Below are 12011 nucleotides of genomic sequence, written 5' to 3'. Positions count from 1 at the left end.
GTAGATACCGTCTTGCCCGTCAAGCCTCACATCGCAAATGTTGGATCGTAAGGCTTGCCGGTGTAGACGACACCGAAGCAAAGATGTGCCAGTTTGCGCATCGCTGCCCCGATTGCGGCCATCGTTGACTTGCCTTTGGCGAGCAGCCTGTCGTTAAGTGCCTTGATATGAGGATTGCAGCGTCGTGCCACGACGGCGGGCATGTACAGCACTTTGCGTAGATGGGCAGGCCCGGCTTTTGACATGTGTGGCCGACCACGCACCGACGAGCCAGACTCCCACTGAACCGGCACCAGCCCAAGGTAAGCGGCTAGTTGCTCGGCACGCTCAAACGTTCGCGCGGCAAATAACGCTGTCATATGGCTCGAGACACGCGGGCCAACGCCGGGGATTGTCTCGAGTAGCTCTTTCTTGTTACGCATATCCGGATCGTCGTTGATATGCGTAGTGATCAGCTTTTCGAGACGCTTGAGCTCTGCCTCTAAAAAAGCAATTGATTGAGCAATCGATTCTCCAACTGCTTCAGGTGTCGGACTGAAATCATTGGCTTCTTTGCGATTACGCTCGCGCTGCAAATCGTCCGCGACCGCATCGCGTCGCGCCAGCAAAGCCTTGAGCTGCCTGGCCGATGGCGATGGTGGCTGCCAAGGGTCAGGATTTTGGGTGGCGCCGTAACGCGCCAAGACGACGCTATCGGCCTTGTCGGTCTTGGTTTTCACGCCCAAGCCTTGGGCAAACGAGCGCAACTGGGCAGGATTAACCAGTGAAACGGTCAAGCCAGCATCGGTCAGCGCCAATGCAGCGCCTTCGTGATACATCCCGGTCGGCTCCATCACCACGTGCGGCTTGGGTGCCTTGTTCTTAGTCAGCCACTCCAGCAGCTGGACAAAACCAGCTGGCGTATTGTGAATCGATTTTGACTTCATCTTGCCGCTCGTTGAGTCGAGCAGCATGCAATCGAGCTTGGCTTTGGCAACGTCGACGCCCAGGTAAAACATGTTCTCTCCTTGTGTTCTCGATCATCACACCCACTCTCCTTGTGCATACAGGGTCATTGCCCTTGGCTACCGTCCAGTGTTTGGTATGGTGTGGGAACGAGGTGAAGGACTTGATCTACCTTCCAAGGTCGAGCCTTAAGGGTGGGCCCAAGCTGGTCTTCACCTCTGCTGGCAGTAGCTAACCACCAACTCGATCAAGATACAAGGGTGGGCANCTACCTTCCAAGGTCGAGCCTTAAGGGTGGGCCCAAGCTGGTCTTCACCTCTGCTGGCAGTAGCTAACCACCAACTCGATCAAGATACAAGGGTGGGCATGCCCACGCGTTCGTGCGGGGGCATGCCGTGAACATTCCGAAAGGCTGCGTAACGTGAACAGCGAGCGTCAGCGTTCCCGGTTTAGCCGCAACGGATCACACCGTGAACGCGTGGGCATGCCCACCCTACGCCATAGCCGCAGACTAATCCTGTGTCAGCGCGAGGCGGCGCATTGGCGCCTCCACAGCCGCCACACCCTCATCCAGCCTGAACAAGCGTACCGCGCGCGCCAGTTCGGCCGCCTGATCCTGCATCGCCTGCGCCGCGGCGCTGGCTTCCTCGACCAGCGCGGCATTGTGCTGGGTGGTGTCGTCCATCTCGCCGATGGCGCGGTTGACCTGCTCGATGCCGCTGCTTTGCTCGGCGCTGGCGGCCGTGATGTCGGCCATGATGTCGGTCACCCGGCCGACGCTGGCGAGCACCTCGTTCATGGTGGCGCCGGCTTTCGAGACCAGCTCGCGGCCGGCGTCGACGTCGACGCTCGAGGCCGCGATCAGGGTCTTGATCTCTTTCGCCGCGGCGGCGCTGCGCTGGGCCAGGTTGCGCACCTCGCCGGCGACGACCGCGAAGCCGCGGCCCTGTTCGCCGGCGCGCGCCGCTTCCACGGCGGCGTTCAGCGCCAGGATGTTGGTCTGGAAGGCGATGCCGTCGATGACGCCGGTGATGTCCGAGATCTTGCGCGAGGACTGGTTGATCGATTCCATCGTCTCCACCACCTGCGCCACCATGCTGCCGCCCTTCTGGGCGATGGTCGACGCCGACACCGCCAGGGTATTGGCCTGGCGCGCGTGCTCGGCGTTCTGGCGCACGGTCTCGGTCAGTTCGCCCATCGACGAGGAGGTCGTGGCCAGGCTGCTGGCCTGCTGCTCGGTGCGGCTGCACAGGTCGAGGTTGCCGGTCGAGATTTCATTCGAGGCGTTGGCGATCTGCTCGGCGCCGATGCGCACCTGGCCCACCACGGTGGAGAGCTTGCGGCTGATGCCGTTCATGGCATCGATCAGCAGGCCGATCTCGTCAGCATGGCGGCGTTCGATATTGACCGTCAGGTCGCCGTCGGCGATGCGCATCGCGGCGTCGCGGGCGACGGCCAGCGGACGGGTGATGGTGGCGCGCACGAAAGCGTACAGGCAGGCGGCGAACACCGACAGCGCGACCAGGCCGAAGACAATGTACTTGTTGCGCAGGCGTGCCGCTTCCTCGGTGATCTCGTCGCGGTAAGTGCCGCCTGCGATGACCCAGTTCCAATCCTTGAAGTGGTCGAAGGCGACGACCTTCTCGCGCGCGGCCGACTCGCCCGGATTCTGCCAGTCGTAATGGATGATGCCGCTCTTTTTCTCCAGGATCTCCTTGACGAAGGCGCGCCCATCCGAGGCCTTGCTGTCGAGGATATTGTCGCCTTCGCGCTTCGGGTGCACCAGCAGCTCGCCATAAGCCTTGCCGGGCGCGGCGTTGAGCACGTAGAAATAGCCCGTGTCGCCGACCTTGATCGCGCGGATGCGCTCCTTGAGCGCGGCCAGTTCGGCACTGATGTCGACGCCGACGTAGAGGGCGCCGACCACCTTGCCGGCGGCGTCGCGCACCGGAGCGTACTGGGTGATGAACTGCTTGCCGAAGAGCTTGGCCAGGCCGACGTAGACCTTGCCGTCCCTCAGGGCAGCGTAGGCGGGGCTGGCGCGGTCGAGCTGGGTGCCGACGGCGCGCTCGCCGTTTTCCTTCTTGACCGAGGTGGTGACGCGCACGAAGTCCTCGCCGTCGGCCACGAAAATGGTGGCGTTGCCGCCGGTCTCGGCGCTGAAGCGATCCGGCGCGCTGAAATCGAGATTCAATACCTTGCCATCGTGTTTCAGCGAAGGTACCTGCTTGCCGCCGATGTCGACGGTTGCGGCGGGATCGACTTCGAAGCTGCCGCCGAAATCGGCGCCGAAGATCCTGCCGAAGCTGACGGCTTCGCTCGACACCGTGCGGTTGAACAGCTCGACGGTGTTGACAACGCCATGCAACTCGTTTTGCATGTTCTGCTGGGCGCGATCCTCCAGCAGCGAGGCGGTCGTGACCGTAATGGTCAGCACCAGCGCGGCGATGATGGCGCCGACGAGCGCGAAGCTGAAGGCACTGATCTTGGTGCCGACATTCCAGTTGGACGGGTGATATTGAGTGGTCATGGCTGAGAAAACCGAGAGTAGATAATGCCGATCATACCCCGGTATTGCCGTGAGTCAATACATAATATCGAAAAATCCGGTAATTCTTTTTCGCTGCGCAACACCCGTGCGCAACATTTCATCAGCTTTAATGTTCGACATGCACGTTATGGAACTGCAGTGCCGCCAGGTTGGCATAGATGCCGCCGAGGGCCACCAGCGAGGCGTGGGTTCCCGTTTCGACCACCCGGCCGTCTTCCATCACCACGATGCGGTCGGCGCGCTGCACGGTCGCCAGGCGGTGGGCGATGATGACGGTGGTGCGGCCGACCATCGCCGCTTCCAGCGCGCCCTGCACCAGGCGCTCGGATTCGGCGTCGAGGGCGCTGGTCGCTTCGTCGAGCAGCAGCAGCGGGGGATTTTTCAGCAGGGCGCGCGCGATCGCGATGCGCTGGCGCTGGCCGCCCGACAGGCGCACGCCGCGTTCGCCGAGGAAGGAACGGTAGCCCTGCGGCAGGCGCTCGATGAATTCGTGGGCGGCGGCCAGGCGCGCGGCCGCGATGACTTCTTCGTCCGAGGCTTCCGGGCGGCCGTAGCGGATGTTCTCCATCGCGTCGGCCGAGAAGATGACCGTGTCCTGCGGGACGATGCCGATCGCGCCGCGCAGGGTGTGCAGGTCGAGGTCGCGGATGTCGATGTCGTCGAGCGTGATCGAACCGGCCTGCGGATCGTAGTAGCGCAGCAGCAGCTGGAACAGCGTGGTCTTGCCGGCGCCCGACGGGCCGACCACGGCCACGGTCTCGCCGGGGCGGATGGCCAGGCTCACGTGCGACAGCGCAGCCGTGTCCTGGCGCGAGGGGTAGGCGAAGGTCAGGTCGTGCAGGGCCAGCGCCGCGCCGTTGGACGAGCGCTGCGGCAGCGCGCGCGGATGCGCGGGGTTGCGGATGTCCGAGCGGGCGGCCAGCAGTTCCAGCAGGCGTTCGGTGGCGCCGGCGGCGCGCTGGGCCTCGCCCATCACTTCGGCCAGGGCGCCGATGGAGCCGGCCACGATCGAGGCGTACAGGATGAACTGGCCGAGGTCGCCCCCGGTCATCGATCCTTCCAGCACGGCATGCGCGCCCAGCCACAGCACGAACACGATGGTGCCGAACACCAGCACGATGGCCAGCATGGTCAGGAGCGAGCGCGCGCGGATGCGCTGCATGGCGGCCCCGAAGGCGCCTTCGACGCTGCGGCCGAAGCGTTCGGACTCGATGGTCTCGTGGGTATAGGCCTGCACGGTCGGCATCGCGTTCAGGATCTCGCCGGCCAGGGCCGATGCGTCGGCGATGCGGTCTTGCGAATCGCGCGAGAGTTTACGCACGCGCCGGCCGAACAGCACGATCGGCACGATCACCAGCACCAGCAGGGCCAGGATGATGGCGGTCAGCTTGGCGCTGGTCACGAACAGCATCACCAGGCCGCCAGTGAACAGCAGGGTATTGCGCAGCGCCAGCGAGATGCTGGTGCCGACCACGGTCTGGATCAGCGTGGTGTCGGTGGTCAGGCGCGAGAGCACCTCGCCGGTCTGCGTGGTTTCGAAAAACTCCGGGCTCTGGTGCACGACGTGACGGTAGACTGCGCTGCGGATGTCGGCCGTGACACGCTCGCCCAGCCAGGACACCATGTAGAAGCGCGCGGCCGTGGCGACGCCCAGCACGGCGGCGACGCCGAACAGGGCGAGGAAGGTGGCGTCCACGTGGCGGATGCTCTGGGCGCCGGCCTGCGCGCCGAAGCCGTGGTCGATCATCTGCTTGAAGGCGGCGGGGATGGCCAGCGTGGCGCCGGCCGCGAACAGCAGGGCGATGCCGGCCAGGATGAACTGGCGCCGATAGGGAAGCATGAAGGGCATCAAGCCCTTGAGCGCGGCGAGGCTGCCCTTGCGGGGCCCGGTGCTGTCTGGAGCGGTGGCTGCGTTGTTGCCGGAGAGGGTGGAGCGCTTGGTCATCGTGTCGCTTGTTGTTCTACTTGTCGTTATGGTGTGATTCACAGTTTCATCTGCCGCACATAGCCCGTCATCTCGAGGTAGCCGCGTCCCGCCGGCACGCCGTCGCGCGCGACCGTCACCGCGCCTTCCCAGTAGACGGCGCCGGTCGAGCGGCGCGAGTCGAGTTCCTGGTCAAGCTGCAGGGGCGCGATCGTCCAGCGCGTGGCGCCCGTCGCGATCGTGGTCGCGACCGGATAGGCGGCATTGGTACGCGGCGACTTCCACCGCGTTTGCGGAGAAAACGCCACCTGATCCGGCGCGTAGCGGGTGACCCTGCCGTCGCGGCCGCGCACGGTGGCGTGCGCCCATAGTTTACCACCGTCCTTGGCGCGGATCTGGAAAGCCATCAGCGCCCCGCCGTCGTCGAGATTGGCGCCGATCCAGTCCCAGCCCTGGGCCTCGGGCTGCAGCGCCTCGCTCGACCATTCGTGGTCGAACCAGGCGCTGCCCGTGACCGGCCCGGCAGCGGTGCCGCGCCCGGCCACACCCGTCACCTTCAGCTGCGGCAGGCTGTAGTAATAGCTGGCGTGCCGCGCCGCCGCGCCTTTGCGCGAATAGCCGCCTTCGCCCTGGATCAGCGCCGGCTGGGTCGGCGCGAGGGTCAGGTCGAGCGTGATCTCGGCCGATTTCAAGGTGACGCGGTAATTGCCGTCGGCGCCGCGCACCATGCGCCAGTCGTCGAGCTTCACGTCGAGGTCGCCCGATTTCGCCCAGGCCAGCCCGAAACCGGCGCGGCTGCTGCGCTCGGCGTGCACCAGGCGGCCGACGGCCGGATCGGACAGGGCGGCGTGGCCGATCACCAGCTGGTGCGGCGCAAACGCGCTCGGATTGGCCGGATCGTGCTCGGTGCGGCTGCGGAAGAAGGTGACCTGGAAACCGAGCGGCTTGCCGCTGGAGGTATTCAACCAGCCGGTGACGTACCACCATTCGGTGCGGAAGTCGGGATGGGCGCCGTAATCGCGCGGAAAGGCGAGCGCCTGGCCCGGCGTCACCGGGGCGAAGGTCGGCGGCGCGGCCTGGGCCAGGCCTGACAAGAACAGCATGACAATCAACAGCAGGCGCATCACCAATCCTCCCTGACAGCGCGTACCGGCCCGCCCGACAATGCATAACGGCCCGAGACCAGCGCCGTGCCGACCGATGCGGCGACGAGCACCGCAGCCACCGTGCCCAGCAAGCCCCAGGGCAGGTGCAGCCCCATCGTCCAGTGGAAGGACTGCGGGTTGACGACGAAGACCAGGATCAGGCTGATCACGAGGCCGAGCGCGAAGCCGCAGCCCACGCCGAGGGTCGTCAGCAAGCCGCCCTCGCAGGCGAGGATGCCGAGCACCTGGCCGCGCGTAACGCCCACATGGCGCAGCATGCCGAACTCGCGCGCCCGCGCCAGCGTCTGCGCCGAGAAGGTGGCGGCCACGCCCGACAAACCGATCACGATGGCGATCGCTTCCAGCAGGTAGGTGACGGCGAAGCTGCGGTCGAAGATCTGCAGGCTGGCCGCGCGGATTTCACCGGGACGGGCCAGCTGCAGGGCGCCGCCGAAGGGCAGCTGGCGCAGGGCGCGTTCGATCCGGTCGGTCTCCCGCGCGCTGCCGGCATAGATCGCGGCGTCGGTCACTTCGAGCGCGCCGGTCAGGGCGCGGTAGTCCGCCAGGCGCACGACGACCGAGCCGGACTGGTTGGCGTAATCGCGCCAGACGCCGGCCACAAAGAAGGAGGCCGGCTTCCCGCCCAGCGGTACGGTGAGCGTCTGCCCGACCTGTACACCATACAGGTCGAGCATGGCTTCCGACACCCAGGCCGGGCGCGCACCGGCGGGTACGGGGCTTGAATCTCCAACGAGAAACAGCAGCCGCCCCGGATCGGCAGCGTCGATGTCGCGCGCGATCAGGATCACGTCGGGCCGGTCGGCCGCCAGCGACACCGGCCGCGTGCGCAGGAACTGCACCTGGCCGACCGCCGCGCGCGCGATCGCATCCTGCTCGGGCTTGCCGAAGAAACCTGAACTGCCGCCGGCGCTGCTGCGCACATACAGGTCGGCCGGCAGGATGTGGCGCATCCAGTCGTCGACCGAGATGCGAAAGCTCGCGACCATGATGCCCATCGCGACCATCAGGCTGAAGCTGGCCAGCACGCCGCCCAGCGCGATCGAGGCCTGGCCGGGCGCGTTCGCCAGGCGCGCCAGCGTCAGCGCCAGCACCGGCGGCGGGCGCTTCAAATGCAGCAGCGCGCGGTCGAGCAGGCGGAAGCCGCCCGAGGCCAGGCGCGGCATCAGGCCGATGCCGCCGATCAGGAGCAGGGCGATCGCGAAATAGCCGAACAGGGGCAGCTCGAATACGGGCGGCGCGAACGCGAACAGGGCGGCCAGCGCCAGGCAGACCAGGGACGGCCAGACCCGCGACAGGCGCGACAGCGCGGCCTCGTCGTTGCCGGCCTTGAGAGCGACGGCCGGCCGCGCGCGCGCCGCTTCCAGCGCCGGCGCCAGGCAGCCGAGCAGGGCGACGCCCAGGCCCAGCGCGAAGAAGACGGTGGCTGCCACCGGCGTGAACACGACTTGCGGTTTGATGCCGGGGAAGTAGCCCGCGCCGAGGTCGCCGCCGAAGAAGCGCAGCGCCAGCGCAGCCAGCGCATAGCCGGCCGCCACGCCCAGCAGCGCGCCGATCACGCCCAGGCCGGCGCCTTCGAGCAGCACCTGGCGCAGCAGCTGGCCGCGTTCGACGCCGAGCACGCGCAGCAGCGCGAACTGGCTGCGCCGGCGCATCACCGACAGCGCCTGGGTCGAGAAAACGAGGAAGGCGCCGGTGAACAGGGCGACCAGGGCCAGCACCGTGAGGTTCACGCGGTAGGCGCGGCTGAGGTTATTGTTGCGGCTTTGCTGGTCGCTGTCGTTGGGCTGGCCGATACGGAAGCGCCCCGGAAAGCGGCGCTCCAGATCCGCCGTCAGGCGCGCTTCGAACTCGGCGCGGTTGACGCCGTCGCGCAGCTTGAGGTCGACGCGCGAGAGTTTGCCCAGCTGGCCAAAGCGCCATTGCAGGGCGCCGATGTCCATCACGCCGAAGCGCTGCCCCGGCCGTGCGCGCTGCACCGGGCCGGCATGGCGCAGCGCCAGGTCGCCGGTGCCGGCACGTACCGTCAGCCGTCCTCCAGGCTGCAGCCCCAGCCAGCTTTGCGCGGCGGGCGAGAGGAAGACCGCGTCGTCGGCCAGGATGTCGCTGCTGCGCCCGTCCTGCGGCATGCCCAGCAGGTCGGGCGCGATGTAGCCGGCGCGCAGCGGGTCGATGCCGACCAGGCGCAGCGATCCTCCGGCACGCGGCACTGCCGCCTGGATCTCGAGCACCGGCGACGCCAGCGCGACGCCCTCGGTCTGCGCCAGCAGCGGATAAATGGTTTCGTCGAACAGCGCTTCGCGCCCGGCGACCTGGATGTCGGCCTGGCCCGACAGGCTTTTGATTGCGCTGGAAAATTCGTTGAAGGCGGCGGCGTTGATCAGGTGGATGGCGAAGCCCATGGCGACGCCGACGGCGATGGCGGTCACCGCCAGCACGGCGCGCACCGGATGGGCGCGCCACTCGCCGAGCAGCAGCCAGCGCGAGAGCGTGCTCAGCCCGGACATTGAACCGCCAATGCCTCCGCCTGCCGCCTCGCCTTGATTTGCTGGGCCTCGGTCGCTTCGCGCCCGGCGCGCGCCACGTCTTCCTGCGCCCATTTCTGCTGCAGGCGCAGGCGGTCGCATTTGCTGCGCGCCGTCGCCTCGGCACGGGCGGCGCGTTCGCCCTCGCGTTCCTCGCGCGCTGCCGCCGCGCTGCGTTCCTTCTCGACGGCCGCAAGGCGCGCCTTGTTGCGGGCAAGGCTGGCCGCTGCGGCCTTGTCGGCGCCAGGCGGTGGCGGCGGCACGGTCAGGGGAGTCGTCTTGCCCTCGGCGCAGGGCTGCTCGCGGTAGCTCACCTTGCCGTCCACCGTACATTTGTAGACCGTCTGCGCCGCCGCGCTCTGCACCAGCGCGCACAGGGCCAGCATCGTCATCGTCGTTTTCATGGTTCGCTCCCTCACAAGATTTTGCCAGGGTTCATGATGCCGAGCGGGTCGAGGGCGCCTTTGATGGCACGCATCATGTTCAGTTCGACGGGATCCTTGTAGCGCTGCAGGTCGTCGCGCTTGAGGGCGCCGATGCCGTGTTCGGCCGAGATCGAGCCCTCGAAACGGGCCACGCTGTCGTGCACGATGCGGTTGATGGCGCCCTGGTTGCCCAGGAATGCGTCGTGCGACACGCCCTGCGCCGGCGCGACGTTGTAGTGCAGGTTGCCGTCGCCCAGGTGGCCGAAGCAGACCACCTGGCATCCCGGAAAGGCGGCGGCAAGCAGCGCGTCGGTGGCGGCGATGAAGGCGGAGATCTGCGAAATCGGCAGCGAGACGTCGTGCTTGATGTTCTTGCCGGCGTTCGCCTGCGCCAGCGGAATGTGTTCGCGCAGCTGCCACAGGCCGGTCGACTGCGCCATCGAGGTGGCCACGACGGCGTCGTCCGCCAGCCCGCCTTCGAGCGCGGCTTCGATCGCGCCTTCGAGCAGGCCGACGGCGTGCTGTTCGGATTCGCTGCTCGACACTTCCAGCAGCGCGTATTGCGCATGCCTGCGCGCGAAGGGGCGCGGCAGGTGCGGGAAGTGCTCGCCCACCAGGCGCAGGCAGAAGTCCGACATCAGCTCGTAGGCCGTGAGGTTCGATCCGCACTGATCCTGCATCAGCGACAGCAGGGCCAGGGCGCGCTCGGGCGATTCCATCGCCACCAGGGCCGTGGTCGAGGCCTTTGGCTGCGGATAGAGTTTCAGCACGGCAGCGGTGATCACGCCCAGCGTGCCTTCGGCGCCGATGAACAGTTCGCGCAGCGCATAGCCCGTGTTGTCCTTGCGCAGGCCGCGCAGGCCGTCCCAGACTTCGCCGCGCGGGGTGACGACCTGCAATCCCAGGCACAGGTCGCGCGTGTTCCCGTAGCGCAGTACGGCGGTTCCGCCGGCATTCGTCGACAGGTTGCCGCCGATGGTGCAGCTGCCTTCGGCGGCCAGCGAGAGCGGGAATAGCAGGCCGGCCGCGGCGGCCGCGTCCTGGATCTGCTGCAGGATGGCGCCGGCTTCGACCGTGATGGTGCGGTTGGTGGTGTCGAGTTCGAGGATGCGGTTCAGGCGCCGCAGCGAGAGCACGACGGCCGCGCCGCTGGCATCGGGCACGCTACCCAGCACCAGGCCGGTGCGCCCGCCTTGCGGCACGATCGGCACACGGGTCTCGGCGCAGGCGGCCACCAGTTGCGCGACTTGCTCCACGGTGGCGGGCAGCAGCACCGCGCGCGCGCGGCCGGTGAAGCGGCCGCGCCAGTCGGTGAGGTAGGGCGCCATCTCGGCCTCGCCGGACAGCACCCAGGACGTGCCCACGATGCCGCGGCAGCGTCCGAGGAAATCCTCAGTCATGCGGCACTTTTACCTTGTCGAGCAGTTCCTTGGCCAGCTTCTGCGCCGCCTTTTTATAGGGACGCAGGTAGAGCAGGGCGCAGGCGAAATACACGCAGACCAGGCCGACCTCGCCGAGCGCCATCATGCGCGAGAGCTCGCCGGTATCGCTCCAGGCGCGCACCACGCCCTCGGTGAAGTAGATCAGGATCACCATCGACGACCATTGCAGCGTGTAGAGGTCGCGTTTGATGACGCCGCGCAGCGGCAGCAGCAGCGGTAAGGCTTTAAGCGCTAGCAGCGAACCGCCCGGGTGCAGCGGGGCGACCCAGATTTCCCAGGCCACCAGCCAGCCGATCAGCCAGATCAGGCTGGCGATGGCGCCACCGTGGAAGAGCTTTTGGGTTTGCATCAGCGTGGTCCGTGCAGGGGTGCCTGCGAATGCGTGTGGAGCTTGGCTGCGGCCTCGGCCAGGCGGCGTCCGAGCGCGATCGCCAGGCGCTTTTCGTCTTCCGTGACCGCCTTGTCGCCGTCGATGCCGGCCCAGTGGGTGGCGCCGTAGGGACTGCCGCCGCTGGACGTGGTCATCAGTTCCGGCTGGGTGTAGGGCAGGCCCATCACCAGCATGCCGTGGTGCAGCAGCGGAATCATCATCGAGAGCAGGGTCGCTTCCTGACCGCCGTGCAGGCTGCCGGTGGAGGCGAACACGACCGCGGGCTTGCCGGACAGGGTGCCGGCCAGCCATTCGGCCGCGGTGCCGTCGAGGAAGTACTTGACCGCTGCCGCCATGTTGCCGAAGCGCGTGGGCGAACCCAAGGCCAGTCCCGCGCACTCGGCCAGGTCGGACAGCTCGACGTAAGGAGCGCCATCCGTTGGAATGGCGGGCGCCGTCGCTTCCGCCACCGTCGAGACCGCCGGCACGGTGCGCAGGCGCGCCTCCATGCCCGGAACGCTTTCGATGCCCTGGGCGATCAGCTCGGCCAGCTTGCGGGTGGCGCCGTGGCGCGAGTAGTACAAAACGAGAATTGTCAGGGAGGTCGGGTTCATCGTTGATATTATAGAATGCTTTGCTGCAGCGAATACCCTCGGGTGCTTCTAG

At 67.1% G+C, this 12011-nt stretch carries 9 protein-coding genes; all 9 read right to left on the bottom strand.

Annotation, left to right across the window (positions count from 1 at the left end; genetic code table 11):
• Positions 1 to 26: 26 nt before the first annotated feature.
• On the bottom strand, positions 27 to 998 hold the full coding sequence (locus ASF77_RS06485) for an IS110 family transposase (RefSeq protein ID WP_056336086.1): 972 nt from the start codon (positions 996 to 998) through the stop codon (positions 27 to 29).
• Positions 999 to 1456: 458 nt separating this feature from the next.
• Entirely contained in the window at positions 1457 to 3475 is a 2019-nt protein-coding gene (locus ASF77_RS06480; RefSeq protein ID WP_056336083.1) for a Cache 3/Cache 2 fusion domain-containing protein, read from the bottom strand.
• Between the two features lie 127 nt (positions 3476 to 3602).
• Positions 3603 to 5441, bottom strand: a complete 1839-nt coding sequence (locus tag ASF77_RS06475) for an ABC transporter transmembrane domain-containing protein (protein WP_056336080.1) — start codon at positions 5439 to 5441, stop codon at positions 3603 to 3605.
• A gap of 38 nt (positions 5442 to 5479) precedes the next feature.
• Positions 5480 to 6544, bottom strand: coding sequence for a lipocalin-like domain-containing protein (locus ASF77_RS06470; protein WP_056336077.1), 1065 nt, complete (start codon positions 6542 to 6544; stop codon positions 5480 to 5482).
• Entirely contained in the window at positions 6544 to 9090 is a 2547-nt protein-coding gene (locus ASF77_RS06465) for an FtsX-like permease family protein (RefSeq protein ID WP_056336074.1), read from the bottom strand. The genes ASF77_RS06470 and ASF77_RS06465 overlap by 1 nt, the downstream gene beginning before the upstream one ends.
• Positions 9078 to 9512, bottom strand: a complete 435-nt coding sequence (locus tag ASF77_RS06460; RefSeq protein WP_056336071.1) for a DUF4124 domain-containing protein — start codon at positions 9510 to 9512, stop codon at positions 9078 to 9080. The genes ASF77_RS06465 and ASF77_RS06460 overlap by 13 nt, the downstream gene beginning before the upstream one ends.
• 11 nt (positions 9513 to 9523) lie before the next feature.
• A complete protein-coding gene (locus ASF77_RS06455) occupies positions 9524 to 10933 on the bottom strand; it encodes an FAD-binding oxidoreductase (protein ID WP_056336068.1) in 1410 nt (469 codons plus the stop codon).
• Positions 10926 to 11324, bottom strand: a complete 399-nt coding sequence (locus ASF77_RS06450) for a DUF2069 domain-containing protein (protein ID WP_056336065.1) — start codon at positions 11322 to 11324, stop codon at positions 10926 to 10928. Before ASF77_RS06450 ends, ASF77_RS06455 begins: the two co-directional genes overlap by 8 nt.
• Entirely contained in the window at positions 11324 to 11959 is a 636-nt protein-coding gene (gene wrbA / locus ASF77_RS06445; RefSeq protein WP_056336061.1) for an NAD(P)H:quinone oxidoreductase, read from the bottom strand. The genes ASF77_RS06450 and wrbA overlap by 1 nt, the downstream gene beginning before the upstream one ends.
• Between the last annotated feature and the right edge of the window lie 52 nt (positions 11960 to 12011).

The sequence above is a fragment of the Massilia sp. Leaf139 genome (genome assembly GCF_001424165.1).
GTDB lineage: Bacteria > Pseudomonadota > Gammaproteobacteria > Burkholderiales > Burkholderiaceae_D > Telluria.
This window is presented reverse-complemented; position numbering and strand designations above follow the sequence as displayed.

Bases quoted from the DNA above. Each gene is read 5' to 3' on its own strand.
- ASF77_RS06475 (WP_056336080.1), bottom strand. From the start codon at position 5,441: ATGACCAAGCGCTCCACCCTCTCCGGCAACAACGCAGCCACCGCTCCA.
- wrbA (WP_056336061.1), bottom strand. From the start codon at position 11,959: ATGAACCCGACCTCCCTGACAATTCTCGTTTTGTACTACTCGCGCCAC.
- ASF77_RS06465 (WP_056336074.1), bottom strand. From the start codon at position 9,090: ATGTCCGGGCTGAGCACGCTCTCGCGCTGGCTGCTGCTCGGCGAGTGG.
- ASF77_RS06455 (WP_056336068.1), bottom strand. From the start codon at position 10,933: ATGACTGAGGATTTCCTCGGACGCTGCCGCGGCATCGTGGGCACGTCC.
- ASF77_RS06480 (WP_056336083.1), bottom strand. From the start codon at position 3,475: ATGACCACTCAATATCACCCGTCCAACTGGAATGTCGGCACCAAGATC.
- ASF77_RS06470 (WP_056336077.1), bottom strand. From the start codon at position 6,544: ATGCGCCTGCTGTTGATTGTCATGCTGTTCTTGTCAGGCCTGGCCCAG.
- ASF77_RS06485 (WP_056336086.1), bottom strand. From the start codon at position 998: ATGTTTTACCTGGGCGTCGACGTTGCCAAAGCCAAGCTCGATTGCATG.
- ASF77_RS06450 (WP_056336065.1), bottom strand. From the start codon at position 11,324: ATGCAAACCCAAAAGCTCTTCCACGGTGGCGCCATCGCCAGCCTGATC.
- ASF77_RS06460 (WP_056336071.1), bottom strand. From the start codon at position 9,512: ATGAAAACGACGATGACGATGCTGGCCCTGTGCGCGCTGGTGCAGAGC.